The sequence below is a fragment of the Halomonas sp. 1513 genome (assembly GCA_001971685.1).
Taxonomy (GTDB): Bacteria; Pseudomonadota; Gammaproteobacteria; order Pseudomonadales; family Halomonadaceae; genus Franzmannia.
Genome location: CP019326.1, coordinates 1,437,473 through 1,464,439, shown reverse-complemented (window position 1 = coordinate 1,464,439; position 26,967 = coordinate 1,437,473). Strand labels below are relative to the sequence as shown.

General features: G+C 62.4%; 23 protein-coding genes. 3 read left to right on the top strand and 20 right to left on the bottom strand.

Features of this window, described 5'->3' with window-relative positions:
* Nucleotides 1-40: 40 nt before the first annotated feature.
* Both BWR19_06700 and BWR19_06695 read left to right on the top strand, forming a co-directional pair.
* Nucleotides 41-856: a chemotaxis protein MotA gene (locus tag BWR19_06700; protein APX92654.1), complete on the top strand. Its 816-nt coding sequence runs from the start codon at nt 41-43 to the stop codon at nt 854-856.
* Nucleotides 849-1,538, top strand: a complete 690-nt coding sequence (locus BWR19_06695) for a flagellar motor protein MotB (protein ID APX92653.1) — start codon at nt 849-851, stop codon at nt 1,536-1,538. Before BWR19_06700 ends, BWR19_06695 begins: the two co-directional genes overlap by 8 nt.
* 1 nt (nt 1,539) lies before the next feature.
* Here BWR19_06695 and BWR19_06690 read toward each other — a convergent pair whose 3' ends face one another.
* The 12 genes from BWR19_06690 to BWR19_06635 all read right to left on the bottom strand — a co-directional run bounded on the left by BWR19_06690 (nt 1,540) and on the right by BWR19_06635 (nt 14,311).
* Complete coding sequence (locus BWR19_06690) at nt 1,540-3,000, bottom strand: cobyric acid synthase CobQ (GenBank protein ID APX92652.1); 1,461 nt, start codon at nt 2,998-3,000, stop codon at nt 1,540-1,542.
* Entirely contained in the window at nt 2,997-3,704 is a 708-nt protein-coding gene (locus BWR19_06685) for a 5,6-dimethylbenzimidazole synthase (GenBank protein APX92651.1), read from the bottom strand. The genes BWR19_06690 and BWR19_06685 overlap by 4 nt, the downstream gene beginning before the upstream one ends.
* A complete protein-coding gene (locus BWR19_06680; protein APX92650.1) occupies nt 3,701-4,306 on the bottom strand; it encodes a cob(I)yrinic acid a,c-diamide adenosyltransferase in 606 nt (201 codons plus the stop codon). Before BWR19_06680 ends, BWR19_06685 begins: the two co-directional genes overlap by 4 nt.
* Complete coding sequence (locus tag BWR19_06675) at nt 4,303-5,061, bottom strand: precorrin-6A synthase (deacetylating) (protein APX92649.1); 759 nt, start codon at nt 5,059-5,061, stop codon at nt 4,303-4,305. The genes BWR19_06680 and BWR19_06675 overlap by 4 nt, the downstream gene beginning before the upstream one ends.
* Complete coding sequence (locus tag BWR19_06670) at nt 5,058-5,876, bottom strand: precorrin-4 C(11)-methyltransferase (protein APX92648.1); 819 nt, start codon at nt 5,874-5,876, stop codon at nt 5,058-5,060. Before BWR19_06670 ends, BWR19_06675 begins: the two co-directional genes overlap by 4 nt.
* A gap of 13 nt (nt 5,877-5,889) precedes the next feature.
* Complete coding sequence (locus BWR19_06665; protein ID APX94926.1) at nt 5,890-6,261, bottom strand: hypothetical protein; 372 nt, start codon at nt 6,259-6,261, stop codon at nt 5,890-5,892.
* A gap of 220 nt (nt 6,262-6,481) precedes the next feature.
* Nucleotides 6,482-8,386 carry a DNA/RNA helicase gene (locus tag BWR19_06660; protein ID APX92647.1) on the bottom strand — a complete coding sequence of 635 codons (1,905 nt, stop codon included), beginning with the start codon at nt 8,384-8,386 and terminating at the stop codon, nt 6,482-6,484.
* Entirely contained in the window at nt 8,368-10,515 is a 2,148-nt protein-coding gene (locus tag BWR19_06655; protein ID APX92646.1) for an ATP-dependent endonuclease, read from the bottom strand. Before BWR19_06655 ends, BWR19_06660 begins: the two co-directional genes overlap by 19 nt.
* A 162-nt stretch (nt 10,516-10,677) precedes the next feature.
* A complete protein-coding gene (locus BWR19_06650; GenBank protein APX92645.1) occupies nt 10,678-11,493 on the bottom strand; it encodes a hypothetical protein in 816 nt (271 codons plus the stop codon).
* 372 nt (nt 11,494-11,865) lie between these two features.
* Nucleotides 11,866-12,288, bottom strand: coding sequence for a hypothetical protein (locus BWR19_06645; GenBank protein APX94925.1), 423 nt, complete (start codon nt 12,286-12,288; stop codon nt 11,866-11,868).
* A gap of 23 nt (nt 12,289-12,311) precedes the next feature.
* On the bottom strand, nt 12,312-12,986 hold the full coding sequence (locus tag BWR19_06640; protein APX92644.1) for a hypothetical protein: 675 nt from the start codon (nt 12,984-12,986) through the stop codon (nt 12,312-12,314).
* 104 nt (nt 12,987-13,090) lie between these two features.
* Nucleotides 13,091-14,311, bottom strand: a complete 1,221-nt coding sequence (locus BWR19_06635) for a cobalamin biosynthesis bifunctional protein CbiET (protein ID APX92643.1) — start codon at nt 14,309-14,311, stop codon at nt 13,091-13,093.
* Between the two features lies 1 nt (nt 14,312).
* Between BWR19_06635 and BWR19_06630 the strand changes: the two genes are divergently transcribed.
* Nucleotides 14,313-15,083 (top strand): cobalt-precorrin-6A reductase, encoded by a 771-nt coding sequence (locus tag BWR19_06630; GenBank protein APX92642.1) that lies wholly within the window; start codon nt 14,313-14,315, stop codon nt 15,081-15,083.
* Here BWR19_06630 and BWR19_06625 read toward each other — a convergent pair.
* The 8 genes from BWR19_06625 to BWR19_06590 all read right to left on the bottom strand — a co-directional run bounded on the left by BWR19_06625 (nt 15,047) and on the right by BWR19_06590 (nt 26,928).
* Nucleotides 15,047-15,838, bottom strand: coding sequence for a precorrin-3B C(17)-methyltransferase (locus tag BWR19_06625; GenBank protein APX92641.1), 792 nt, complete (start codon nt 15,836-15,838; stop codon nt 15,047-15,049). The genes BWR19_06630 and BWR19_06625 overlap by 37 nt on opposite strands.
* An 11-nt stretch (nt 15,839-15,849) precedes the next feature.
* A complete protein-coding gene (locus tag BWR19_06620) occupies nt 15,850-16,575 on the bottom strand; it encodes a precorrin-2 C(20)-methyltransferase (protein APX92640.1) in 726 nt (241 codons plus the stop codon).
* An 11-nt stretch (nt 16,576-16,586) separates the two neighbouring features.
* A complete protein-coding gene (gene cobH, locus BWR19_06615; GenBank protein APX92639.1) occupies nt 16,587-17,216 on the bottom strand; it encodes a precorrin-8X methylmutase in 630 nt (209 codons plus the stop codon).
* A 243-nt stretch (nt 17,217-17,459) separates the two neighbouring features.
* Nucleotides 17,460-18,593 carry a cobalamin biosynthesis protein CobG gene (locus BWR19_06610; protein APX92638.1) on the bottom strand — a complete coding sequence of 378 codons (1,134 nt, stop codon included), beginning with the start codon at nt 18,591-18,593 and terminating at the stop codon, nt 17,460-17,462.
* A 214-nt stretch (nt 18,594-18,807) separates the two neighbouring features.
* Nucleotides 18,808-22,689, bottom strand: a complete 3,882-nt coding sequence (locus BWR19_06605; protein APX92637.1) for a cobaltochelatase subunit CobN — start codon at nt 22,687-22,689, stop codon at nt 18,808-18,810.
* Nucleotides 22,689-23,786, bottom strand: coding sequence for a cobalamin biosynthesis protein CobW (locus BWR19_06600; GenBank protein APX92636.1), 1,098 nt, complete (start codon nt 23,784-23,786; stop codon nt 22,689-22,691). The genes BWR19_06605 and BWR19_06600 overlap by 1 nt, the downstream gene beginning before the upstream one ends.
* A complete protein-coding gene (locus BWR19_06595) occupies nt 23,783-25,183 on the bottom strand; it encodes a cobyrinic acid a,c-diamide synthase (protein ID APX92635.1) in 1,401 nt (466 codons plus the stop codon). The genes BWR19_06600 and BWR19_06595 overlap by 4 nt, the downstream gene beginning before the upstream one ends.
* Nucleotides 25,180-26,928: a magnesium chelatase gene (locus BWR19_06590; GenBank protein APX92634.1), complete on the bottom strand. Its 1,749-nt coding sequence runs from the start codon at nt 26,926-26,928 to the stop codon at nt 25,180-25,182. The genes BWR19_06595 and BWR19_06590 overlap by 4 nt, the downstream gene beginning before the upstream one ends.
* Between the last annotated feature and the right edge of the window lie 39 nt (nt 26,929-26,967).

Here is a 26,967-nt window from a genome sequence, read left to right as displayed (position 1 = left end):
GCGAGTAACCCCGTCGCGCACTCTCGGCAAGGAATCCTGCATGAACCCTTCTACGCTAATCGGCATCCTCGCCAGCATCCTGCTGCTGGCCAGCGTACTGCTGTTCACCGCCGAGTCCCCGGCCAGCTTCCTCAACCTGCCGGGGCTTGCCATCGTCATTACCGGCACCCTGGCCGCTACCTTCATCAGCTACCCGCTGCGCGAAGTGGTCCGCGTCACACGCCTGGTCGGCATCGTCTTTCGCCGTGAGAACACCTACGCCCGCGACGACATCAAGGAGCTGGTGGACATGTCGCGGCTGTGGTTCCAGGGCGACGTGCAGGCCGTGGAGCGGGCGCTGGAGAATACCCGCAACCCCTTTCTGCGCACCGGGATCCAGTTGGTGATTGCCAATACCAAGGAGCAGGAGATCATCGACCTGCTGCGCTGGCGCATCGCCCGGCTCAAGGCCCGCGAGCACGCCGAGGCGCAGATCTTCCGCACCATGGCCACCTACGCGCCGGCCTTCGGCATGATCGGCACCCTGGTCGGGCTGGTGAACATGCTGGAAGTCATGGAGGCCGGCGACGTCGGCGTGATCGGCCCGCGCATGGCGGTGGCGCTGCTCACCACCTTCTACGGCATCCTGCTCGCCAACCTGGTGTTCAAGCCCATCGCCGTGAAGCTCGAGCGACGCACCGAGGAGCGGCTGATCGCCATGAACATGGTGCTCGAGGGCATTTCGCTGATCACCAAGCGGCGCCTGCCGTCGTTCATCGAGGAGACGCTCAACTCCTTCATGGCCAATTTCCACGACGAGATCAACGACCCCAACGTGCCGCGCCGCGGCGACGACGAGGCCGGTCAGCATGTCTGAACTGCGCAACAGCCATCAGGACCTGCTGCCCGGCGGCAGTGAGGATGAAGGCGAGAGCTGGCTGATCAGCTACCTCGACGTGCTGACGCTGCTGATCACGCTATTCGTGCTGCTGCTATCCCTGGCCGGCAACGGCCTCGGTGATCGCGGCCAGCAGTACGCCGGCGAGTCGCCCACGCTCAGCGAATCGGCCATTGCCGCGGCGGTTCATGCCGCCGGCTCGCGCGGCGCCGGGCTGCAGCCGCGCCATAGCGGCCTGCTGCCGCAGTTGGAGGGGCTGATGCCCGAGGGCGTCTCGGTGACCCGTGGCAACGAAGGGGTGACCCTGCGCATCGACGACAACCTGCTGTTCGCCAGCGGCCAGGCCGACCTCACCGGTGACGGCCGCCAGGTGCTGGAGAGCTTGCTCGGTACGCTGCTGGCCTTCGATGGGCGCATCTCGGTAGAGGGCCACACCGACGACGTGCCGATCGCCACGCCGCGCTTCCCCTCCAACTGGGAGCTCTCCGGCGCCCGCGCCATCGCCGTGGTGCGCTACCTGCAGGGGCAAGACATCCCCGAGTCGCGGCTGCGCGCCATCGGCTACGCCGACACCCAGCCGCTGGAGAGCAACGAAAGCGCCGAAGGTCGCGCCGCCAATCGGCGCGTCGAGCTGGTGCTCCACGAGGGGCCGCGGCGCTGAGTCACCCCAGCATTGCCAGGATCGCGTCCATATCCAGGTGCTGCTCCAGGGTATCGGCCAGGCGCTCGAGTTCACGCTGGCGATGGGCGGCGTAGTCCACCGCCCCGCCAGCGTGCAGCCCGCAGCGCGCCAACAGCGCCGCGCACGCCTCTGGCCGGTCGAACAGGCCATGCAAGTAGGTGCCCATGACCTGGCCGTCGTCGCTGACGGCACCGTCGGGTCGGCCGTCAAGCTCGCATAGCGGGCGCGCCAGCGCCGGCCCTTCGCTGACACCGTTGTGGATCTCGTAGCCGCTGATCGCCGCGCCGTCGGGCAACAAGCGGCCACTCACGTTACGCAGCTGCTTGCCCGCCACCATGCGCGTCTCGAGGTCGAGCAGCTTGAGCCCCGGCGTCGAACCGGCCGGGCCCTCCAGGCCATCTGGGTCATGTATCGCCTGGCCCAGCATCTGCAAGCCGCCGCAGATGCCGAGCAGCTTGCCGCCGTAGCGCAGGTGGCGCTGGATCGCCGCCTCCCAGCCCTGCTCACGCAGCCAGGCCAGGTCGCTGCGGGTGCTCTTGCTACCGGGCAGGATTATCAGGTCCGCAGGCGGGATCGCCTGGCCTGGCCCCATCTGGTTCGGCCCGACAAAGCTGAGCTCGACCTGCGGATGCAGGCGCAAGGGATCGAAGTCGTTGTGATTACTGATCCGCGGCAGCGCCGGCACCACGACGCGAAGCGCCGCGGCGTCGGACGTCACGCCACTCAGCCCCACGCTATCCTCGGCGTCCAGCAACAATCCCTGCAGATAGGGCAGCGTCCCATACACCGGCTTGCCGGTGCGTTCAGTCAACCACGCCAGGCCCGGCTCGAGCAGTCCGATATCGCCGCGAAAGCGGTTGATAATAAAGCCGCGGGTGCGTGAGCGCTCGCTATCGCTGAGCAGCTCTAACGTTCCCACTAGCTGGGCAAAGACCCCGCCGCGGTCGATATCGCCGACCAGAACCACCGGGCAATCCACCATCTCGGCGAAGCCCATGTTGGCGATATCGTTGGCGCGCAGGTTGATCTCCGCTGGGCTGCCGGCGCCCTCGGCAATGATCACGTCATATCGGGAAGACAGCGCCTGCCACGCTGCCAGTACGCTCTCCTGCGCGGTGCGCTTGTAGGCGTGGTAGTCCAGCGCGTCCATATGGCCGTGCACCCGCCCGCGCAGGATCACCTGGGCGCCGCGGTCGCTCTCCGGCTTGAGCAGCACCGGGTTCATATCGCTATGCGGCTCGACGCCTGCGGCCAACGCCTGCAGCGCCGTGGAGCGGCCAATCTCGCCGCCGTCCACCGTCACCGCGCTGTTGAGCGCCATGTTCTGCGGCTTGAACGGCGCCACCGACACGCCGCGCCGCGCCAGGGCTCGGCACAGCCCCGCCACCACCGTGCTCTTGCCGGCATCCGAGGTGGTGCCCTGAATCATCAAGGTCGTCACGATCTCGCCACCTCGTCCAGCGCCTCATGTAGCACCTCATCCGCCAGCGGCTCGCCCCAGCCATTGCCGTGCACCAGCTCCGCCAGGGGCAGGCGCTGGCGCCAGCCGCTGCGGGCCAGCTCGGGCTGCTCCAGGAACTCGCTGACATAGCCCAGGCACAGGTAAGCGAGGGGGTAGACCTGCTCGGGCAGGCCCAGTACCTCGGCCAATTCGTGCTGATCGAGGATACTCACCCAGCCCACGCCGATGCCCTCGGTACGGGCCGCCAACCACAGGTTCTGCACCGCCAGGCAGGTGCTGAACAGATCCGTCTCGACGATGCTGTTGCGCCCCAGCACATGCTCGCCGCCACGCGCTCGGTCGCAGGTGATGCACAGGTTGATGGGGCTCTCCAGAATCCCCTCCAGCTTGAGGCGGCGATAGGTCTCTCCGCGATCGCCGGCATAGTGCTCGGCGGCCTTGGCATTCTCGCGCTGGAAGATGCCGTGCACTCGCTCGCGGAGCGCCAGGCTGTCGATCACCAGGAAGTCCCAGGGCTGCATGAAACCCACCGACGGCGCATGATGGGCAGCCTCCAGCAGGCGGGCCAGCACCTCCGGGGGAATCGGGTCCGGCAGGAACTGGGCGCGTACGTCCCGACGCTCATGGATGGCGCGATAAAGGCCGTCCCGCTGCGCCTGGGGGAAGGCGTGATCGGGGATCACAGTTCGATGCCCTTCTGGGCCTTGATGCCCTGCTCCTTGAAGGCGTGCTTGACCACGCGCATCTCGGTGACGGTGTCGGCCAGCTCGATCAGCGCCTCCGGGGCATGGCGACCGGTGACCACGGCGTGTTGCATGGCCGGCCGCGCCTGGAGATCGTCCAGCACCCGGTCGAGGCTCAGGTACTCATGACGCAGGGCGATATTGAGCTCGTCGAGCAGCACCAGATCGACACTCGGATCCTGGAGCATGCCGCGGGCCACCTCCCAGGCCGCCTCGGCGGCTTGCACGTCCCTGTCGCGATCCTGGGTGTCCCAGGTATAGCCCTCGCCCATCACGTGATACGCCACGCCCGGCACCTGGCGAAAGAACGCCTCCTCGCCGGTCTGGAACTTGCCCTTGATGAACTGCACCACGCCCACCTTCATACCGTGCCCCAGGGCCCGGGCCAGCATGCCGAAGCCGGAGCTGCTCTTTCCCTTGCCGGGGCCGGTGAGCACCAGCAGCACGCCCTGCTCCTTGTTGGCCTGGGCGATGCGCTCGTTCATGATCTTCTGCTTGTGGGCCATGCGCTCGGCGTGGCGCTGGGGGTCGACGTGCTTCATTTCATTCTCCGTAATAGATAGACGTCCATGATCCAGCCGTGCTGCTCGCGCAGGGCGGCGCGCTGCGCGAGGATCGACGCGGCCACGTCCACCAGCCAGCCGTGGATCAGGCACTGTTTCTGCATGCCCAGGTAGGCGCCCCACCAGATATACAGGCCCTCCGGCGGCAGCGACTCGAAGGCTCCGCCGCTGTCGAGCATCACCGCGACACTTGCGGCATCGCTGGGCCAGCCGCGCTCGCGCAGCCGCCGCCCGGTGGTGATCTGCACCGGTTCGGCCAGCGCATTGAGGGGGATGCGGTGCTCGGCAGTGAGGACCTGCAGGCTGGTGATGCCCGGCACCACACGTATCTCGACCTCTTGCCCCTTGGCGCTCAGGCGCTCGGCGATGCGCAAGCTGCTGTCATACAGCGACGGGTCGCCCCAGATCAGCATGCCGACTCGACCGCCCTGGGGGAGATGGGTCGCCATCAGCGCTGCCCAGACTTCGGCGATTTCTGCGTGCCAGCCGTCCACCGCGCCCAGGTAATCGGCGCGGCCATCGCGGCGCGGCAGGTCGAACTCCACCACTCGGGCCCCTGACGAATCATCCAGCAGATTGCGGCACAGCAGCCGGCGCAGGTCGACCAGGTCAGACTTGCCCTCCCCCTTGCGCGGCAGCAGGATCAGGTCCGCTTCATTCAGCGCCCGCACGGCAGCCAGGGTGACATGCTCGGGATTGCCGGTGCCGATGCCGATCAGCGAGAGGTGGATCATCGCTCATTCCTCTTATCGGCCCTCTCGTCGCCGGGTGCGGTGCCGGCGAAGGGCGAGTCCGCCGACTGGGGCCTAAAGCGGCGGTCGTAGCCCACTGCGTAGAGGCTACTCTCCTGGAAGTCCTCGCTGTCCAGCACCGGCCCTACCAGGATCAGCGCCGTGCGCTGCATGGCGTCGTCTACCTGGGAGGCCACCGTCGAAAGGCGCCCCCGTACCACCCGCTCATCGGGCCAACTGGCTCGCCAGACGATGGCCACCGGGCAGTCGGCGCCGTAGAACGGCACCAGCGCTTCCACCACCTGGGCCAGATGGTGGATGGAGAGATGGATCGCCAGGGTGGCGCCGGTCCTGGCGAAGTTGGCCAGGGTCTCGCCGTCCGGCATGGCGCTGGCCCGCCCCGGCGTGCGGGTAAGCACCACGGATTGCGCCACCCCCGGCAGCGTCAACTCCTGGCCCAGGGTAGCGGCCGCCGCAGCGAAGGACGGCACGCCCGGGGTAATGGCGTAGGGAATCTCCAGCTCGCGCAGCCGGCGCAGCTGCTCGCCCATGGCGGACCACACCGACAGATCCCCGGAATGTAGCCGGGCCACGTCCAGGCCCGCGGCATGGGCGCTGCGCATCTCGGCGATGATCTCATCCAGGGATAGTGGCGCGGTGTTGATGATCCGGGCACCTGCCGGGCAGTGCTCGAGCAGCTGCTCGGGCACCAGCGACCCCGCATAGAGGCATACGGGAGACGACGCGATAAGGTCCCGGCCCCGCAGCGTCAGCAGGTCCGGGGCACCGGGGCCGGCGCCAATAAAGTGTATGGTCATGCTGAGTATCCTATCAGGGCGCCTCTATAAAGCGTCGGGCGACCGCTACGGTGGCCATTCGGTCCGTCGAAATCAACCGCGGCCCAAGCAGTGCCGCACCCGACCCCGCCGCCAGCAGGGCCACCGCCTCGGCGACGCTACCCGTCCCCCGGGCCTGCAAGCTCTGTTCGGAACGAGTCAGGGTAACGGCGGCTGGCAGGGCGGCATCTTCCACGGCGGCCACCGCAATGCCCCGCGCACGCCCCAACGCCTGAACCAGCGGCAGCATAGACTGCGCCGCGGCCAGCCGCTCGACGGCGCCATACTCTGCCTCGATCCGCTCCAGCGCATCAATCAACGACGCCAGCTGTGCCCCGCGGCGAAAGCCGAAACCCGCCACTGTCATCGAATCGTCCACTGCGGTTCTTTCCCCCTAAGCCCCACGTAACCCTTAGCGTCTTGATTTCAGGAGCGAAAAATATCATAGATCCCAATTAGGAGTGCACCACGCCGGGAGCAGCGGGATTTTCTACAGGCTGACGCTTGGGTTAAAAGTCGCAAACACGGAGCACAGCGCAATGTTGGCGTCCTAGTGCAGCTATTATTAAACCCAAATTTAGTTAGCACTATCTCGCATCCAAGTCTACAACATTATCCTCACCAAACCAGCTAACTGCTGTTTGAATGACTGGAGCATCTGGATTTGGAAAGAACACAGCTAATCTTTCTTTTGCACGGGTACAACACACATAGAATATTTTCTCAGATCTCTGCCTAACACTGTCAGTACCGTTCCGTTCAAAAAGATAATTAAAATTGTATTGGTTCCACTTTCCATTATCCAAGACTACCAAAACATTAGGAAATTCAGCGCCTTTAGTTTTATGCTGAGTTGAGAATGGCAAGTACCCTTCAAGATATTCATATACATTTCGGAACTCTTGATAATGAACCTCGCACACCTGCTTGTATAGATAATATTTTTCTTCAAAACATCTGGTCAGCTTATCATCCTTGATGACCAAGCCCAGTTCATGAGCAAGGTCGATAGCTTCACCTATCGTAATACCCTCATGTATTTCAAAAGATTGAATAGCTTCATTCAGCCGAACTTTATCATCGACAGAAGTAACGGAGTAATCAGTCGACTTAATGAATTGATTAAACCTCTTAGACTGATAAAGTCGTATGCAATTTTCTATTTTAAACAAATGTCTTATCAAATCATCTCTATTAGAAGAAGGCTTACTTACATCACCGATATGATTTTTCTTATCATCAAGCAGCTGCTCTTTGTCTATGTAAAGTTTTGATATTTTGTCGTAAAGCTGTTCTTTAGCTAATTTAAAATAGTTCGGATAGTTTTCGATATAACTACTCTGTGCAGGTGTTGGGCTTGGACTTCCCATATGCTCAATAATTTGCTCAAGCGTTTTTCCAGCCGTCTCGTACTCAGGCTCATCTCTTTCGAGAGGTTTCCTTATTTTGTTTCTAATGTAATCCCGAATTTTATCCTTATCATAAATACGCATCAGTTCGGGAAAATTAGCCTTATTTGCAATAAGGCTATGAGTAAGATTAAGCTCTTTAACTAAATCAATATTGTCAAAATCCCAACCAAGATATCGTCTTACTAATTCCAGGCTATCGCTAGTTGAGTATAAAAACTCGACAACTCCTTGCTTGACCTCGCCTTTCTCATCCATATTCGGCGCGGACTTATCTTTCGAAGGCTCCTGGATAAGCCCATCAACTCTTAACTTATTTGCCAAGCTGATCACTTTATAGGGGTTACGACGATTCTGTTTCTTTAACACCTCAATTATTTTCGGTGATTCAGTATTAATATACTTATCTAAATTTCCAACACTGCCATCATATATCGATTGCATTGCATCACCGAAAAAACCAATAACATTCTCTTTGGTTGACTTTTCGAGGTGCTCAAGCAGTATCTCTACAACCAAAGGATCGGTATCCTGATATTCGTCTACAAATATAAATGGATACTTATCCTTTGTTATTGAGCATAGCTTTTCGTACTTTTCAAACATCTTAGAGGCCAGAATAATGACCTCATCGTGTGATATTATACCTTCCGACAGCTTCAAATACTCTTTGTATTGAATTAGGTCGCAATCATCAAAAAAACCCTGAAGAACAACCTCATTATCGGAATAATTAATCTTGGCTTCTTCAGGGGAGTTTATAAGCTCAATCAATGTTTCTTTAGCTTCTGATTGAAAGCCTTTAATATTTTCCCATAAAAAATCATGTATAGTCGAAACGTATAAATTGTCGTGAGAAATTCGATCTTCAATTTCATTTACAGCAGCGTTGGTGTATGTGATGCATCCAATATTTAACGAAGGGCTATCGCCAATAACAGCTTTTAAAACCTCCACTAAAGAATATGTCTTACCGCTCCCAGCTCCACCACTAAGTAGGAAGTGCTTCTTATCTTGAATCAAGTTAACGACTTGCCTTGATTCCTCAGAAAGGCTTTTTAAATCTAGTCTTTTCGAAGCCATAACAATCCTTCCTTGATATAGAGGGGAATCTGCCAGTTTGAAAACTCAATTCCTTCTTCAGTCGTCTCACTATTAAGCAGAATTTCAATAGCGAGGGATGGTTTGCTATTAACTGCTTTTTCTGAAAATTCGAAAGCATCAATATCGTTAGATAGATACAAATCCAAATATTTTTTTGTTAAAGACGGAAATCCACTATGCCCAGCATAGAGCAGTTCTTTATTTAAACTGAAAAATGCGTCTTCAAAGCTTCTAGCATAATATTCATATTCTTCTACCTGATAAACAATCTTAAGAAATCCAGCTGGATCTTGTTGCCAAGCGTCATTCCCGAATGACTTACTTAAACTCTTAAATTCAAAACCCAATCCTTTGTAGAAACCCAACTCTTCTCGTTTAAAAAAGAAATTTAGAGATGAATTAGATGACTTTGCCCCTTTAGGATCTAAAGGAGAACATTGCACCTCTTTGGTTTTATCATTACCATTTTGATACTTTTGAGGCGTTACACCATCCTCCTCGTATAGGATGCTTTCGTAATAGCTATCAATATCAGTAATAATTAGTGATTTAAGACCAACAAAATCAATGAATTTTTCAAAGGTTTGAGAATGCGCTCCCACCTCTACAATTGAAATATTCTGAGAGAGCAATGGCTGTTCATCAGTCTTCGGAGAATCTTGATCAACTTTTTTCATCATTGAAGGCAAAATAATCCGCTCCGTATCACCTTCTATAAATATCGCCTTATCGGCAAAAAACAATTCTGCTCGATTAAGGGTTAAGTATTGCTTTAAGAAACGGTACGCTTTCTTAAGCTCTACGTCTTTATCGGGATCTTTACTAGAAGAGTATGATTGTTCTAAATCCTTTAGATTTTTCGCCTGTACTTGATGGGTTTTGGCGGATTTCTTAAGATACTTAATATCATCAAAACTGCTTTCTGAAACTATATGCGAAGAATGCGTGGTAATAATAGACTGGAGGTGGATGGCCACTCCATCTTCTCTTAGACGGCTTTGCCTTAATAATTCTTTAATGTTTTTTATGAACACATATTGCATTTGGGGATGAGTGTGGGCTTCAGGCTCTTCAACAAATAGCAGGTTAATAGCTGCTGGCTTTTCCTTAATTGACCGCCTTAGCCGACTCATTAGCATTTCAATTTCAAAAATCATGCTAATCAAATTCATATACCCCAAACCATTATAATGTTCAGGTAAATCATGAGTTTGATGGGTATACATTACAGTAGTATTGCCTTCTAGCAACTCTCTATGCTGCAATGTAGAGGTGATTTTGATATCTGTATCAGTTGGACTGATACCGCCGAATTTGTTCACCTTACCGATTATACCATTAAACATGTTCTGATAAATGCCACTAAGCTTATCATCGGTTCTACGCAGTTCTTTTTTAAATTCGTCAGAAGCTTCTTCTTGTTCATCCGATTCATCAACCTGCTTATACAAGCTTGACGTTTGGTTGGAAAGAGTTTTATCGTTTTGCTTGTTAGTGACGCTTCGTTTCGCATTAATAAACTGAATTGCCAGAATATCTTTAAGGTTTATCCTTTCCTTGTGCAAATCCAAAAAATGGTTTTCGTCATTATATAAAAGGCTTTTTTTAACAACTGGACCGAAGTAATCATATAAATTCTCCTTCAGGAATAGACGAGGCTTGTTATCAAACTTCTCAGCCTCAGAATTATACTTAACTTTTAGCTCGCTTAGCTTTTCGAATGAAAGTTTGTATTCAAAAGAAAGAATTACATTATCATCATCAGGATCTAAGCTCATTATCAAGGAGCTGATTTTAGAAAGATCATCCAACTCATTATATTTAATGAAAAGCTTTAGCTGTATACCAAGAGCAACGTACTGATCCTTAGCACCTATTTCAAGTTCACCTAGAAGAATTCTCTCTAGTGTAGCTCTTAGGTCAATATTAAAGTCTTCGTAGGTGATTGCATTTTTTTCTGATTGAACAACTAGCTTATCTAAACAGGCTAACACAGATGTTTTACCAGTGTTATTTTTTCCTATAACTAGAGATAGCTCATCTTCCAAATCCAAGAAAAAACTCTTTAGCAACCTGAAGTTCGAAATTTCAATCCGTGCTAATTTCATATTCCTCTTTATTCCTTATTTCTTCTCTACAACTACACAGTTAGGATTACGAACGCCCAACGGGCTTTAACGCGAAGCTCTGCGGCAGTTTCAAAGCCGCGAAGCAGTGGAAAAGCTTTCCAGAAACAGCGACTTGCAAATTTTGGGCCTTGATCACCACCGCTACAGTGTATCCCATGTCTTTCGAGTCCGGATGTATGAGTCATTATTAACAAATGGTGCAATGATCTCACTGAAAAAAGGAATATCAGGCTTACCTAGCTCCATTGCAGTGTATTGAATAGACCTTAGTAGCTCAGACCAAAATCGTATGATGTGAATAACGTAAAGCTGTCGGTATGGAGCTACAGCCTGTTGAATTCCAGTTAACAGACTGCCTTGCTCAACATCTGTTATTTCCTGCCCAGTTTCTGAAGTGTGTTGCACATGAATAAGTCCACCGGTTAGCTCAGCCATCGCTCTTGCATTGTGTGCTATCGTTTCCTTTTTCCGCTCTGAGACCCTTTTCTGGAATAGCGGGAGATCGACTGATTCAACCCACGATGCCACTGGATCTCCCTGCTGCTTACTATTTACAAGGAGGTTTATATTTGAATAACGATCACCCTTGGCAAACGCTGAAAGTACCTTGAGGATTTCTTTGTGAATCTCACCTTCAAGGTTCTTTAAAAAATAAAATTTAACGCCCCGCCTCGCAGCAACCTCCAGCGACCGCTCATACAACAGCTCTATATCGTGGCCGATTTCGTTTTTGAGATACTTAAAATCGGGAAAACTTCCACCATTACTAGCATAGTAGTCAAGCATCAAGCAAAGTTTCCCGATCCTTTCCAATCCAGTTGCCAGACTTGTAAAAGCTTGAAAGTAAATTCCTTTATTCGCGTAGTTAGCCTTGCGAATCTGTGTTGCACCTGCACCCAAAACCTCTTTTGTAAAGAGGGCTTCTTTTTGAAGGGCTAAAAACGTTTCGTTCAAAATTTACTTCCTATGTATCCAACAGGTATTGGGCGAAGCGTTCGATGACTAGGGAAACGTGCTGGCTGCTTTGCTGAGATAGTTTCTGGCTACGGTCATGACCCCACCTTATCGTGGATAACGTCGTTCCGACATTGGCTCGGGTGGCCCCACGGGCGGAGCGGTATTGACCAGCGGCGCGAGCAGGATGCCAAGGACAGGGTTGCTGATTAACGGCAGTGCTTGGCATATTCCCTACCCTCCCGGCGGCAGCTGTATATTTGCACTACCTTACACTGTAGTCGCTCATTCGCGACATCGCCTACATGGGTGATAAACCTGCTGTAAACGCACCTCACCCTTTCGTATGACATAGCGCGATAGGTGTTGCGACGGTTACTGCCATAGATGCCGATAGCGCTGCCACCACGTCAGTGCCAGCCGGCGATTGGCGGGGTTGGTCTCTTCACTCAGCACCGTGCCCAGGCGCAGGAAGTCACCACCTGTCTCGGCCTGCAAGGTGGGGTCCTGGGAGGCCAGCATCATGGCGTAGAGTGCCAGCATTAGCTCGTAGTCGTCGTCACTATCAAGCCGCTCAACCAGCCCCGGGATGGCGGGCTTGCCTATTTCGCCAAGCGCTTCGGCAGCGGTGTACCAGGGCCGGGGATTATCGGCGTCGCCGTAGGTCTCTACATAGTCGCGATCTGGCAGTCTTGCGATGTAGTAGGCAACTGCCGCGGCCTGCTCGGTAGGCGGTTCGGCCCCATTCGATACCGGCCGTGGCTCGCTACTGGCGCAGCCTGCCATCAGCCACGCCATCACGATAATGAAGATGGCATTCGTCAGGGCCGGCATAGGCGGTACTCGGTCATTACCCACTCGATAGCGGCATCGAGGGTCTCGAATATGCCTGCAGCACGAGAGAAGTCATGATGCTTCGACATCGCCGTGGGGACGGCGAGACAGGTGATACCGGCAGCAGTAGCGGCAGCCACACCGTGCTCTGTATCCTCCACCGCGACGCACTGCTCCGCCGGCAGCCCCAGGCGTTGTAGCGCAAGTTGGTAGCAGTCCGGCGCGGGCTTGCTATGCAAGACATCGTCGCCACTTACCACGTCGTCGATATGATCACTTAGGGCGTACGATCTCAGCGTCATATCCACCCCGGCCCGGCCTGCCCCGGTCACGATGGCGGTTTGCAATCCCGCAGCGCGACTCCCAGTGACAGCGTCATAGGCCCCAGCTCTTAACGGAAACGCCCGCTGCGCGAGGAAGTCTCGGTTCAACGCTTCCTTCGCTGCGACGAGCTGGCCGGCTGACACCGGCATCGCAAAGCGGGATACCATGTCCGAGGCGTTGGCCGAGGTAGGAATGCCGGCATAGTGAAGCTGGTAGCAAGCCAGGGTCAGCTGAACGCCATACTCCCCGAGGATGGTTTCCCACATCTCGAAGTGGGTCATTTCGGAATCCACGAGGGTGCCGTCGTGATCGAACAATATGCCCCTTAGCAACGCCATCACGCCATCTCCTTGCTAGGCTTCTAACGAAAAGTGTCTGCGCAACACCATCATAAGCCAGCGACACGCTCGTGGTGCCTTCAATGCATATTGATGGCGCGCGCTTATTGCCGAGTTACCCGCCACTGCACGATGGGGTAGCTGGCTTTCCAGCCCCGCCGGGTGCCGATGGGCGCGGCGGTGGACAGTTCGAGGCGCAGTAGCTCGCCGCCGGCCTGCTGCTGCCATTGGGCCAGCAGGGCCTCGGACTCCAGGGTCACCGCGTTGGCCACCAGGCGAGCGCCGGCCGGCAGCCGCTGCCACAGCGCCTCCAGCAAGGGTTGCGATAGCCCGCCGCCGATAAAGACGGCATCGGGGGGCTGTTCGCTCAGCGCTTGATCATCCAGTGTGTCGGGGGCGCTGCCTTCCACTACTTCTAGCCAGTCGACGCCGAGGTTATCGGCATTGCGACGTGCCCGCGCCGCACGCTCAGCGTCACGCTCGAAGGCCACGGCTTGGTTATCCGGGTGGGCCAGCAGCCACTCGATGGCCACCGAGCCCGACCCCGTGCCGATATCCCACAGCCGCTCCCCCGCCCTCGGGGCTAGGGCCGCCAGGGTCATGGCGCGCACAGTCTGCTTGGTGATCTGGCCATCGTGCTCGAACAGCGCATCCGGCAGGCCAGGCGTCAGCGGCAGGGCCGGCCCGTCTCCGGCGACCTCCAATCCTACGGCGACCGGGTGAGCGATATCGCCTGGCATGGCATCGCCAGCTTGCACGCTGCGGACGCGCTCGCGGTCGCCGCCCAGCGCTTCCAGCAGATGCAGCCGGGAGGCATCAAAACCGAAACGCTCGAGCCAGCCGGCCAGCTCGATCACTGCGTCCCCGTCCCTCACTAGCACCAGTAGGCGCCTGCCGCGGTGCAGGTAGGGCCGGATGCGAGTCAGGGGCTTGGCATGCAGGCCCAGGCAGGTGCAATCCTGCAGCGGCCAGCCCAGGCGGGAGGCCGCCAGGCTGAACGTCGAGGGCGTGGGTATCGCCCGCCACTCACGGTCGTCCAGTTGGCGCGCCAGGCTGCTCCCCGCGCCGAACCAGAACGGGTCGCCGGAGACCAGCATCACCACCCGGCGGCCGCGCTCACCCAATAGTGGGGGAATGCCGTCGGCGAAGGGCACCGGCCATTCGCGCACCTCGGCGGCCAGGGGCGGCAGCAGGCGCAGGTGGCGTCGGGCGCCGAACACCACCTCGGCGGCGTCCAGCGCCTGCTGGCTTGCCGCCGTCAAGCCCGCTGTGCCACTCTCGCCCCAGCCGAGCAGCGTCAGCCAGGGAGCGTCAACGTCATCCATTATGCAAACCCCAACGAACGTCCTGATTCTGGGTGGTACCTCCGAAGCCAGTGCCCTGGCCACTGCCCTGGCCGAGCGTAGGATTCCCGCCCTGTTCAGCTATGCCGGCCGGGTGGCGATACCCAAGGCGCAGCCGCTGCCGACCCGCGTCGGCGGTTTCGGTGGCGTGGAGGGCCTGGCCGCCTTTCTGGCAGACAACCGCATCACTCACCTGGTCGATGCCACCCACCCCTTCGCCGAGCAAATGAGCCGCAACGCCATCGCAGCGGCGAAACAGAGCGGCATCACCTGCCTGGCCTTGACCCGGCCGCCCTGGGCGCCCCAGACCGGTGACCGCTGGCAGCGCGTGGCCGGCCTCGAGACCGCGGTGGCGGCGCTTTCCGGGCCGGCCGAGCGAATCCTGCTGGCCATCGGGCGCCAGCACCTCGCCGCCTTCGCCGCCCAGCCCCAGCACCACTATCTGCTGCGCCTGGTCGATACGCCGGAAGTTTCGCCGCCGCTGCCCCGTCACCGAGTGATCCTCGACCGCGGCCCCTTTACCCTGGAAGGCGACCTGGCCCTGCTGCGGGAGCACGGCATCCAGCGCCTGGTGTGCAAGAATTCCGGCGGCGAGGGCGCGGTGGCCAAACTCACCGCGGCCCGCCAACTGGGGCTGCCGGTGGTGATGATCGAGCGGCCGGCGCTGCCCTCGCGTCAGGAAGTCCACTCCGTCGAGACGGTTCTCTCTTGGCTTTGTCATGCATCCGCCCCTGACACCGAGCGCGGCGTATAAACCCAGGGCGTGCTCTGACGCTCGGCGCTCTCGTCACTTTTGGCATGGCGCTGGATAAGACGCGTCTGGCTGGAGCCCACTATTACCAGGGTGCGCATATCGGCCATCTCCGGCGTGGCCTCGCCGAGGGTCGTGACCCGCAGGGACTCCTCAGGCGTGGAGACGGCCCGGGCGAACACGATCAAACGCTCCGGCCCGCATGCCTCGCGCAATACCTCAAGGGCGCGTTCAAAACCTTCCGGCCGTGCCCGGGAGCGGGGGTTGTAGAAGGCCATCGCGAAGTCGGCCTCGGCGGACAGCCGCAGGCGCTTCTCGATCAACGCCCAGGGCTTGAGGTTGTCGGAGAGGTTGATACAGCAGAAATCGTGCCCCAGCGGCGCCCCCACCCGCGCGCTGGCAGCCAGCATGGCGGAGATACCCGGCAGCACCTGGATGTCCAGCGCACGCCACGCAGGCTCCCCCGCCTCCAGCGCCTCGAAGAGGGCCGCAGCCATGGCGAATACCCCGGGATCCCCCGACGAGACCACCAACACCCGACGGCCATTGGCGGCCAGCTGCAGCGCCTGCTCGGCCCGGCGGATCTCCTCGCGGTTGTCCGAGCCGTGGCGCGTCAATCCCGGCCGCGGTGCCACCCGCTCCACATAGGGCACATAGCCCACCACATCGGTGGCCTCCGCCAGTGCGGCAGAGACCTCGGGGGTGATCAGCGCATCATCGCCTGGGCCGAGTCCGACCACCTTTAACCAACCCCTCATGGACGCCTCTATCATGGCCGCCTCCCATTGCCATGAATCAGCAGGATGGAGAAGTACGGCACGCTGTCGCCCACGTCGCGCAGTGGCAGGATCCGCTGCTGTGACATGGCGGCGTATTCGATCAGCCAGGCTTCGTCTTCCCGGCCGGTCTGGGCCAGGGCTCGCTTGACCTTGTCCAGGTTGCGACCAATCTTCATCACCACCAGGGCATCGGTCTGGGCGATGCGTTCGCTCAGTACCGCCTCCGGCAGGGTGCCCATCAGCACGGTGAGAATGTCGTCGCCCCAGGTCACCGGCTGCCCGGTGGCGGTCCAGGCGGCGGACATGCCGGTGATGCCCGGCACCACCGCCACCGGCACCCGTCCCTGCAGGCGTGTATAAAGGTGCATGAAGGAGCCGTAGAAGAACGGGTCGCCTTCGCACAGCACCACCACATCCTGGCCGGCGTCGGCGATCTCGGTCAGCTGGCCGACGTGGCGTTCGTAGAAGGCCGCCAGCAGCTCGTTGTAGCGGGGATCGTCGAAGGCAATCTCGGTGGTGACCGGGTACTCCATCGGCAGCTCGATGGTCTCAGCCGTGAGCATGCCTTCGACGATGCTGCGGGCGTGGCCGGTGCGGCCCTTCTTGCGGAAATAGGCGACATGCGACGCCCCGCGGATAAGCCGGTCGGCGCGCACGCTCATCAGGTCCTGGCAGCCGGGCCCGAGGCCGACCCCGTGGATGGTGCCGGGTTTCATGCTATCAAGGGTCATTCGCTGCGATCCGCCATGGCATTGATGGCGGCTACTGTCACCGCACTGCCGCCGAGTCGCCCCTGGACGACAACGCAGGGCGCCGCAGCGCTCTCCCACAGCGCCTGCTTGGATTCGGCGGCGCCCACGAAGCCCACCGGGCAGCCGATGATGGCCGCCGGGCGGGGGCAGTCCGGGTCTTCCAGCATGTTCAGCAGGTGGAACAACGCGGTGGGTGCATTGCCGATCGCCACCACCGCGCCCTCCAGGTGAGGTCGCCACAGCTCCAGCGCCGCCGCCGAGCGGGTATTGCCCAGCTCCCGGGCCAGGTCGTGCACCCGCTCGTCGTGCAGGGTGCAGATCACCGGGTTGTCACTCGGCAGGCGCTTGCGGGTGATGCCCTCGGAGACCATGCGCGCGTCGCACAGGATCGGCGCGCCGCTCTCTAGCGCCGCCCGGGCCCGGTTCACCGCGTCGTCGCGAAAGTGAATGTATGAGGCAAGCTCCACCAAGCCCGCGGCATGAATCATGCGCACGGCCACCGGCTCTTCTTCCGGCGCGAAGCGCGCCAACTCGGCCTCGCGCCGGATGATGGAAAAGGACTCCCGGTAGATGGCCGGACCATCCGTTTCATAGACGTGAGGCATTCGTTCTCTCCAGATACACCATCAGCGTTTTTCTCAACCGGGAGCTTGGCCGGCAACAAGCCCCGATGTGTCGGACCATCGCGAGGGCGCTGTAAACCCATCCCTGGGCGCTACTTTTGCCCTGCTGCGCTCTCGCATCCTGCTCCGCTTGCAGGACCGGTGCTGGCCATCCATGGCCAGCCCGTTCGGAGGAATCCTCCTCACCCATGGCAAAAGACCCTCGCTCCGCCTTGTTCCCGGCGCTCATCTAGCCCACCGCTTTGAAACCATTTCCAGCGCCTCGGACTCATCGAGACCGGTGGCAACCGGCGTGCCATCGGCACGGCCGCCGACGATCAGATCGAAGCGCCCGCCCCGCCCGCTCAGGCAGAGATCGGCCGGCGCCTGGCGGGCACAGCCCTTGGCACAGCCGGACACATGCACGCTGCCCTCGACCCGGCCACTCAACCGCTCAGCCAGCGCCAAGGTCTCGACGCTCGCCTGCTCACAGTGGGGAGCGCCCGGGCATACATCCACGCCTAAGCGCGGGTCCCGTTCATCATCCAGCAGCCCGGGGACGGATGCTGGCGCCTCGCCCTCAAGCAGCAGGCGCCGCCAGGGCGTGACCCGCACGGCGCTGACCGACACCGAATCGACAGCGGCACGCAGCGCCGCGGCCGGAGCCCGCCCAAACGGCAGGCCAACCACCCTGCCCCGTGCGCCCTCTCCTTCGAGATAGGCGCCCAAGGGCAGCCGGGGGCCAGCCTCGGCGGGGGCCATGACTGCCGGCGCCCAGGCCGGCAGCGGTGCCGTGTGACGGCGCATTCGCCCGGCATCGCGCCCGCCGCTGTCGACGAACCAGTGCGCCAGCCGAATCAGCAGCGCGACGCCGGCGGCGGGCGAGTCCACCGGGGTGCCCAGCGCCCGCCCATCGGCACGGACTAATAAGGCGCCCGAAGCCTGCGCCGGTAAGCCCCCTTCCTCCGCGCGCTCGATACGCAGGTCCGCGGACACCTCACCCAGCAGCGGCGCCGCACCGGCATCGATGGCCAGGCCCCACTTGGCCGGCAGTGCCGGTAATTCGTCGAGGCGGGCCTCCAGCAGGCGGGCCGCCTCAAAGGTGGCGTCGCCCGCCTGCCAGTCCGGTGCCAGCAGCCGCTGGGGCCGGCGCTCGCTGTGGGGGTCCGGGTCGACCAGCCCATGCTCGACGAGGAACTCCATCAGGCCGGGCCAACTGGCCTCGGATACGCCGCGTAGCTGCAGGTTGGCGCGGCTGGTGAGCTCGATCAGGCCGCTGCCGAAGGTCTCGGCCGCCTCGCACAGCGCCAGCATCTGCTGGCGGCTGAGTCGCCCCAGCGGAGGGCGCACGCGTACCAGCAGGCCGTCGCCGCTGGCCATGGGTCGCCAGGCACCGGGGCACCAACCCTTGATAAGAGGGCGTTTACAAACTACTGCGCTAGGCCATGCGGCGTTGAAATCAGCCTCAAAATGCTCATTTAACACCCAGTAAACTCCGCTTTTTCGGCTGATTTCGCCTTGCCTGGCCGTCGCTCGTGACATTTGTAAACACCCTCTAAGACGCGGCTCGGAAGGATTGGCCGACTTATCCCTCTTATCCACCATGGGCCGCCAGCTCCCGGGTCTCGTCGATCTCGAGCAGCAGGTCCTGCAGAGCCGGACCCTGCTCGCCGGGCTCTTGCCACAGGCCCCGCTGAACGGCCTCCAGCAGCCGCTCCGCCATCTCCTCCAGCGCCGCCGGGTTGTGTTCGCGCAGGAACTGCTGGTTGCGCGGATCCAGCACCAGCGCCTCGCTGACCTGGGCGTACTGGTAGTCGGCGACCAGATCGGTGGTGGCGTCGTAGGCGAACAGGTAGTCGACGGTGGCGGCCATCTCGGAGGCGCCCTTGTAGCCGTGCTCGCGCATGGCGTCGATCCACTTGGGATTGAGCACCCGGGAGCGGATCACCCGCGCCAGCTCCTCCTTGAGGGTGCGCATGCGCGGCTGCGCCGGGTTGGCGTGATCGGCGTGGTAGATGGTCGGCGCCTGCCCGCCGAGAGCGCGGCTGGCGTTGGCCATGCCGCCCTGGAATTCGTAGTAGCCGTTGGAATCGAGGATGTCGTGCTCACGGTTGTCCTGGTTGTGCATTACCGCGTCCAGGCCCTTGATCCGCTCCTCGAAGGCCCGCCGCGCAGCGGTCCCCGACGCCGGGAACTGGCCGTAGGCGTAGGCCCCGGCATCGAGATAGGCCTCGGCCAGGTCGTCGGCACTGTCCCAGGCGCGACTGTCGATCATGCGGTTCAGGCCGGCGCCATACTCACCGGGCTTGCTGCCGAAGATACGATACGCGGCCTCCTGGGCGGCGGCATCCGGGTCGAGCCCCTGGCCCTCGAGCTCCCGGCAGCGCGCCAGCACCGCCGTGCGAATGGTGTTGGCATCGCCAGGCTCGGCATATTCGGCCACCGCCCGCACCGCGCGGTCGAACAGGCGGATGACGTTGGCAAAGGCGTCGCGAAAGAAGCCGGAGACCCGCAGGGTGACGTCCACCCGGGGGCGCTGCAGCAGCATGGCGGGAATCACCTCAACATCGATCACCCGCTGGGAGCCCAGCGACCAGATCGGCCGCACCCCCATCAGCGCAAAGGCCTGGGCGATGTCGTCGCCGCCGGTGCGCATGGTGGCGGTACCCCAGATCGACAGCCCCAGCTGACGCGGGTAGTCGCCGTGATCCTGCAGGTAGCGCTCGACGAAGGCCTGGGCCGACTTCTCGCCCAGCGACCAGGCCGCGGGTGAGGGTATCGCCCGGTTATCGACGCTGTAGAAATTGCGCCCGGTGGGCAGCACGTCCAGCCGCCCGCGGCTGGGGGCGCCACTCGGCCCGGGTGGAACGAACAGGCCGTCGAGGCCATCCAGCAGCGACTGAATCTCCATCTCGGCGCCGCGCTGCATTGAGGCCCACAGCCGCTCGCGGGCATAGCGGCACTGCTCGACGGTGGCCGGGTAGTCCCGAGCCAGGGTGGCCAGGCAGCCCGGTTCCAGCACGTAGGCGTCGATCAGCTGGTGGGCGAGCAGCTCCAAGCGCTCGCGGGTATCGGCGGCGGTGCGCCAGGCGGAGCTGTCCTGCTCGGCCAGGGCCGGCGGCCGCGGGCCGCTCCAGGGCTCGGCCCCGGCCATCAGCGGATCGAAGTCTGCGGCCAGCCCCAGGTCGTTTGCCAGGTTGTGCAGCAGGCCGCGCTGGGCCGGCGTCTCGCCCCGCGGCAAGCGCAGGATGGCGGCCAGGGTTCCCGCCTGCTTGTCCCGCGGCGGCAAGGTGCCCAACACGTGCAGGCCATGGCGGATCTGGGCCTCCTTGATATCGCACAGGTAGGTGTCCAGCTCGTTGAGCAGGCGCTCGTCATCCGTACCCTCGGCGCTATTATTCCCGCTCTGGGCCAGCTCCTGGTCGATACCAGTGCGGCGCAGATGCTCGATGATCCGCTCGCGCAGCAGCGTCTCGCGCCGCGGATCCATGCCCAGGGCCTGATAATACTCGTCGGTCAGGGCTTCCAGTTCCGCCATGGCGCCATAGAGTTCGGCGCGGGCCAGCGGCGGCATCAGGTGGTCGATGATCACCGCCTGGCTGCGGCGCTTGGCCTGGGCGCCTTCGCCCGGGTCGTTGACGATAAACGGATAGAAGTGCGGCAGCGGTCCCAGGGCGATATCCGGCCAGCACTCGGCGGAAAGCGCCGTGCTCTTGCCCGGCAGCCACTCCAGGTTGCCGTGCTTGCCCACGTGCACCACCGCATCCACCTGGTAGTGCTCGCGTAGCCAGAGATAGAACGCCAGGTAGCTGTGGGGCGGCACCAGCTCGGTGTCGTGGTAGCTCTTGACCGGGTCGTCGATGCGCCAGGGGCCTTGAGTGAAAGCACGCTCCGGCTGTATGCCGACGAAGGTCTCGCCGAGGCGAACCCCGGCGATCATCAGCCGGCCCTGGCGGCACTTGGGGTCCTCCGACGGCGCCCCCCAGCGTGTGCATACCGCTTCCTGCAGCGTCTCCGGCAGGGTCCGGAACCACGCCAGGTAGTCGTCGAGCCCGATGCTCTGCCAGCAGGCGCGCTGGTCCAGCACATCGCGGTCATTGGTGACGCCGCCCTGCAGCAGCCGAATCAGGCCGTCGCTGTCATCCGGGACATCGCTCACCGGATAGCCCGCCGCGGCCAGCGCCCGCAGGAGCTGCAGCGTCGAGGCCGGGGTATCCAGGCCGACGCCGTTGCCGATGCGCCCATCGCGGTTGGGGTAGTTGGCCAGCACCAGCGCCAGGCGCTTGTCGGCATTGGGTGTCTGGCGTAACCCACATACGCGGCGCGCCAGCGTGGACACGAAGGCGGCACGCTCGGGGTGCAGCACATGACGGATCACCGACAGCTGGCAGCGCTCGCTGTAGTGTGCCTCGCTCTTGAAGCCCACCGCCCGGGTGATGACGCGGCCGTCCATCTCCGGCAGCACCACCTGCATGGCCACGTCGCGACTGTGCAGGCCGCCGGCATTGGCCTGCCAGTCCTCCTCGGTGCTGCTCGCCAATATGGCCTGCAGCACCACCGGCCGGCCGACGAACTGCCCGGCGAAGCGCCCCTCGAACGGGTCCCCTCCCAGGGCCTCCTTGTCGTCGTCACTGCGATTGACGGAAAAACTGGTGGTATTGACCACCAGCATGGCCCCGGTCTGCTCGATCAGGTGATTGACGAAGGCCACACAGGCCTCCTCCTTGAGCGACGCCACGGCCACCGCCAGCGGCTCGAGCCCCTGCTCCCGCAGCGCCTCGATCAGGCCATCCAGCATGGCAGTGTTGGCGCCCTGCAGGTGGCTGCGGTAGAAGAGCAGCAGGCAGACCGGGCGGTCGGGGTGACGATACTCTCGCCACTCACTGAGTGTCGCTTCCCGCTGCGTGGCGGCATGCGGCATATAGAGCAGCGCCGCGGGAATCGCCCTGGGCTCCTGCCAGTCCAACCCATGGCCAAAGCACTCGCTGCCGACAAAGCGCAGCAGCTGCTCGGCGTTGTCCACGCCGCCTTCGCGCAGGTAGCGCCACACCCGGTGGGCCGAGGCGAAAGGCACGCTGGAGTCCTCCAGCAGGGCGTCGTCCGGGGCGTCGCAGCCCGGCACCAGGATCAGCTGCCGCCCGCGTCCAGCGGCGGCCCAGGCCAGCAACCGCTCGTGGCCGTAGCGCCAGTAGCCGCTGCCACCCAGCAGCGAGACGATCACCACCCGCGCCTTCTCCAGCACGCGGTCCTCGTAGAGGTCGTAGGCGGCGGGCTTGACCAGGTTCATCCAGTTCGCCAACCGCACCGTCGGGTAGTCGTCGCCGAGCGTCACGCTCAGCCGCTCGACCGCCTGGGCCAGCGCCGACAGGCTGCTGTCGGCGGCGGACAGGATGACGATCTCGGCGGGGCTCTGCTGCAGGTCGACGATGCCCTCATCCTCGACGAAGCCCCCGGGTTTGGCGGCGAAGAGATGCATCAGGCGGTCGCTTCGATCTCGGCGCTCGCCAGGGCCGCGTGCAGGGCCTGCTTGTCCAGCGCCCGACCGATGATCACCAGCTGGGTGCAGCGCGGTTCGTCCTGCCTCCAGAGCCGGTCGAAGTAGCCGTCCAGGCGCTCACCGACGGCCTGGATCACCCGGCGCATGGGCTTGCCGGGAACCGCCGCGAAGCCCTTGGCGCGATAGATCTCGTGGGCTTTCAGCAGCTGCTGGAGGCTCTCCGCCAGGAGGTCGCCGTCGACCTCGCCCAGGCGGATCACGCAGGAGTCGAAATGGTCGTGGGCGTGGTCGTGGTGCGCCCCCTCGGCGTGATGACGATCGTGGTGGTTGTCGATGCGGTCGATGCCCTCCTCGCTCGCCGCGCCGATGCCCATCAGGGCTTCCAGCTGGGCGCTGTCCGCGGCCAGGCTCTGGTCGATGAACAGCGTCTTGACGGATGCCGGCACCCGCTGGGCCACCAGTTCCTCCACCCGCTTGCGGTCGGCCGGCTCGAGCAGGTCGGTCTTGCTGACCAGCACCAGGTCGGCGGCGCTCAGCTGGTCGTCGAGCAGTTCGCGCAGGCTGGGGTCGTGGTCCAGGGAGTCGTCGGCCAGGCGCTGGGCCTCCACCTTGCCGACGTCGCTGGCGTAGCGGCCGGCGGCCACCGCTGGCCCGTCGATCAGGGTGATGATGGCATCCACGGTGCAGTGCTGGCGCACCTCCGGCCAGTTGAAGGCCTGCACCAGCGGCTTGGGCAGCGCCAGGCCACTGGTCTCGATGAGGATATGGTCGATGTCGTCGCGGCGCGCCATCAGCTTCTTCATCACCGGCAGGAATTCCTCCTCCACGGTGCAGCAGATGCAGCCGTTGGCCAGTTCGAAGATGCCGCTCTCGGTTTCCACGGCGGTGGCGTCTTCTTCACAGCTCAAGGCGCAGCCGCGCAGCAGGCTGGAGTCGATGTCCTGCTCGCCGAACTCGTTGACGATGACGGCGATGCGCTCGCCGGTGACCTGGCGCAGCAGGCTGGCCAGCAGCGTGGTCTTGCCGCTGCCCAGGAAGCCGGTCACCACCGTGGCGGGGATCTTGTTCAGGTTCATCCGTGAGTTTCCTGTGTGGTGATGGAGTGAGTCTCGCTGGCCTGGCCCGGCATGAACAGGCGGGCCACGGCGGCGGGGTTGTCGGGGAAGAACAGGTGCAGATAGGTCGCCGTCAGGCGGCGCTGGCGATAGATCGCCTCGCCCGGCGCGGGGTGGCGCTGGCGCCGGCCAAAGGCGATGGCTTCGGGGGTGCCCTCTGCCAGCGAGCGGTGATGGGCATGGCCGCGCACCGGCCCCTCCGGTAGCTCGGCGGTCTGCATCCCCTGGCAGCCGCGCCGTCCGCGCATGGCGCCGTGGCCGGGCAGCAGCCCCAGCATGGCGTGGGTGCTGTCGGCATAGTCCGTCAGGGTTTCGAGGCAGTAGAGCAGGCCGCCGCACTCGGCGAGAATCGGCTTGTCCGCGTCAAAGAAGCGGCGAACGTCATCGCGCATGGCGCCGTTTTCCGCCAGCCGCGCGGTGTGGAGCTCCGGGTAGCCGCCGGGGAACCAGAGCGCGTCGCAGGTCGGCAGCTGGGCATCGTTGAGCGGTGAGAAGAAGCGCAGGGTCGCGCCCATCCCCTCCAGCAGGTCCAGGTTGGCCTGGTAGATAAAGCTGAAGGCCGCATCCCGGGCCACGCCGATGGTCTGGCCGGCAAGGTATTGAGTAAGCGACGACAAGGCGTGCAGTGCTTCCACGCCTGGCGCCGAAAACATGACCGGCGGCAGTCGCAACACGGCCTCCGCCAGCCCCTCGGCCTCGAGCGCCGCGGCGCCGGCCTCGAAGCGGGCCTCTAGCTCATCGCGGATCTCATCGGCCTGCACCAGCCCCAGGTGGCGCTCGGGCAGGGCCAGGGCGGGGTCCCGCGGTACCGCGGCCAGCAGCGGAATGGCGTCAGGCAGCGCCGCTTCGATCAGCTCGCGGTGGCGCTGCGAACCGCAGGCGTTGGCGATCATTCCGGCGATGCGGATGTCGTCGCGGAAGCCCGCCAGGCCGGCCACCAGCGCCGCCGCCGTCTGGGCCATGCCCTTGACGTCCATGACGATGACCAGCGGCAGGTCGAACAGGGCGGCGAGATCGGCGCTGGAGGGTTCGCCATCGAACAGGCCCATGGCGCCTTCGACCAGGATCAGGTCCGCCTCGAGCGCGGCCTCGAACAGGCGCTGCCGGCAGTAGGCCTCGCCGGCCATCCACAGGTCGAGCTGGTCCACCGGCTGGCCGGAGGCCTGGGCCAGCACCAGGGGATCCAGGTAGTCCGGGCCGGTCTTGAAGACCCGCACCACCTTGCCCCGGTTGCGCAGCATCCGCGCCAGCGCAGCGGTTACCGTGGTCTTGCCCTGGCCCGAGGCGGGTGCGGCGATAAACACCGCAGGGCAGGCGGCACTCGTCGGCGCCGCACGGTTGGGATCATGCTCGGTCATGTGGTCTCCAGGCGGCGTTCCAGATGCGACAGGGGCCGGTACAGCGCCCCCAGCTGCCGGGCGATCTGCGTTCCCCTGCCCCGCTTGACCGCGGCCTGCTCGGTATCCACGACGATGCAGTCACCCAGCGGCGGCAGGCCATCCAGGGATTGGCGGGTACGCCCGTCGGTGATGAGGTAGGTCCGCACATGCAGGCCAGGATCCTGTCGCCGCCACTGGCGAATCAGGCGCGCCGCCCGCAGCACGGCGTCGCGCAGCGGCGTGCCGCCGCCGCCGTCGGCGGCATCGAGCCGCTCACGCAGCGCCTTGGGCGCGCGGCGGCGTAGCAGCACAGGCGTGACGCCGCCATTGCCGAAGCCCAGCACCGCCATCTGCTCCCGGGCGTCATAGGCCTGCTGCGCCAGCCGCTCGACCAGGCCCTTGGCTCGGCCCAGCAGCTGCCGGCCCAGGGTCGAGGCGGAGGTATCCAGCAGCACCAGGTGCAGCACCGGCTGGCCGCAGCGGGCCTGGCGAAAGCGCAGCTCCCGCCAGGGCCAGCGGCCGCGGTTGGCGACCAGGGTGGCGAACCAGTCAGGTCGGGATGCTTGGCGATGTGCCCGACGCTGGCCGGGCTGCTGTCCGCGGCGCACGGATGCCGAAGGCGCCGAGGTGGTCGGTTTCGCGGGTGTTTCCAGGGAGATTCCCGGCAGATCCGCCGCCGGCACAGTGACGCTTTTCTGGGTGACCGGCGGCATGGCGCCCCACTGCCCCAGCGCTTGCGAGGCTGGAGCGCTCTCGCTAGCACCCGGCGCCTGGCTGTCGTCAGCGGCGTTGCCGCTATCGGGAGGCGGCGGGGTCTGGTCCGGGCCGTGGCCTGGAGGCGGGTCTGTGGGATGATCCGAGTGCCGGCGATGCGCCAGGACCCAGGGCTCGACGCTATCCAGGTCCTCCCGGTCCACCGTGGTCGCGCCGCGCCAGGCGGCATGGGCCTGGGCGGCCCGGTGCCAGGTCACGTCGGCCCGCAGGCCCTCGACGGCGGCGGACTCGCAGCGCAGCGCGATATGCTCGTAGACCCAGGGCTCGCTGGTGATCTCGGCCAGCAGGCGCTGCGCCTGCCCCAGCCGCCGGGTCAGCGCGGCCTGGGCCTCGGCCTGGCGGGCCACGTAGCCCTCGGGGTCGCGGTCGAAGGCCTCGCGCTGCTGCAAGATGGCCACCCGCTCGCGGACGCTCATCGCCGCGCCCTGTTCGAGACATAGGCCGAAGCGATCGAGCAGCTGGGGGCGCAGTTCCCCTTCGTCGGGGTTCATGGTGCCGATCAGGCTGAAGCGGGCGGGATGGGTATGGCTGATGCCGTCGCGCTCGACGATGTTGGTGCCGCTCGCGGCCACATCGAGCAGCAGGTCCACCAGGGGATCCGGCAGCAGGTTGACCTCGTCGACGTAGAGCACGCCGCCGTGGGCCTTGGCCAGCAGGCCCGGTTGAAAGCTCGCCTCGCGCTCGGACAGCACCCGCTGCAGGTCCAGGCTACCGGTCAGGCGCTCTTCGCTGGCGCCTAGCGGCAGGGTGACGAACGGCGGACGGCGCCCTTCGGGGTCATCGGGCAGGATAGCCGCCAGCGCCCGAGCCAGGGTGGACTTCGCAGTCCCGCGCGGGCCGCTGATCAGCACGCCCCCGATACGGGGGTCGATGGCGTTGAGCAGCAGCGCGGTCTTGAGGGCCTGCTGGCCAACCACGGCGACGAAGGGAAACTCACTCACGGTGGTCATCACGGCCTCGCCTCGAACCGGTCAGGGTACGCTGGGGCC

Coding starts and splice junctions, on each gene's coding strand:
- BWR19_06700 (APX92654.1), top strand. CDS start 41: ATGAACCCTTCTACGCTAATCGGCATCCTCGCCAGCATCCTGCTGCTG.
- BWR19_06695 (APX92653.1), top strand. CDS start 849: ATGTCTGAACTGCGCAACAGCCATCAGGACCTGCTGCCCGGCGGCAGT.
- BWR19_06680 (APX92650.1), bottom strand. CDS start 4,306: ATGAAGCACGTCGACCCCCAGCGCCACGCCGAGCGCATGGCCCACAAG.
- BWR19_06675 (APX92649.1), bottom strand. CDS start 5,061: ATGATCCACCTCTCGCTGATCGGCATCGGCACCGGCAATCCCGAGCAT.
- BWR19_06670 (APX92648.1), bottom strand. CDS start 5,876: ATGACCATACACTTTATTGGCGCCGGCCCCGGTGCCCCGGACCTGCTG.
- BWR19_06665 (APX94926.1), bottom strand. CDS start 6,261: ATGACAGTGGCGGGTTTCGGCTTTCGCCGCGGGGCACAGCTGGCGTCG.
- BWR19_06660 (APX92647.1), bottom strand. CDS start 8,386: ATGGCTTCGAAAAGACTAGATTTAAAAAGCCTTTCTGAGGAATCAAGG.
- BWR19_06655 (APX92646.1), bottom strand. CDS start 10,515: ATGAAATTAGCACGGATTGAAATTTCGAACTTCAGGTTGCTAAAGAGT.
- BWR19_06645 (APX94925.1), bottom strand. CDS start 12,288: ATGGCGTGGCTGATGGCAGGCTGCGCCAGTAGCGAGCCACGGCCGGTA.
- BWR19_06640 (APX92644.1), bottom strand. CDS start 12,986: ATGGCGTTGCTAAGGGGCATATTGTTCGATCACGACGGCACCCTCGTG.
- BWR19_06635 (APX92643.1), bottom strand. CDS start 14,311: ATGGATGACGTTGACGCTCCCTGGCTGACGCTGCTCGGCTGGGGCGAG.
- BWR19_06630 (APX92642.1), top strand. CDS start 14,313: ATGCAAACCCCAACGAACGTCCTGATTCTGGGTGGTACCTCCGAAGCC.
- BWR19_06625 (APX92641.1), bottom strand. CDS start 15,838: ATGAGGGGTTGGTTAAAGGTGGTCGGACTCGGCCCAGGCGATGATGCG.
- BWR19_06620 (APX92640.1), bottom strand. CDS start 16,575: ATGAAACCCGGCACCATCCACGGGGTCGGCCTCGGGCCCGGCTGCCAG.
- cobH (APX92639.1), bottom strand. CDS start 17,216: ATGCCTCACGTCTATGAAACGGATGGTCCGGCCATCTACCGGGAGTCC.
- BWR19_06610 (APX92638.1), bottom strand. CDS start 18,593: ATGGCCAGCGGCGACGGCCTGCTGGTACGCGTGCGCCCTCCGCTGGGG.
- BWR19_06605 (APX92637.1), bottom strand. CDS start 22,689: ATGCATCTCTTCGCCGCCAAACCCGGGGGCTTCGTCGAGGATGAGGGC.
- BWR19_06600 (APX92636.1), bottom strand. CDS start 23,786: ATGAACCTGAACAAGATCCCCGCCACGGTGGTGACCGGCTTCCTGGGC.
- BWR19_06595 (APX92635.1), bottom strand. CDS start 25,183: ATGACCGAGCATGATCCCAACCGTGCGGCGCCGACGAGTGCCGCCTGC.
- BWR19_06590 (APX92634.1), bottom strand. CDS start 26,928: ATGACCACCGTGAGTGAGTTTCCCTTCGTCGCCGTGGTTGGCCAGCAG.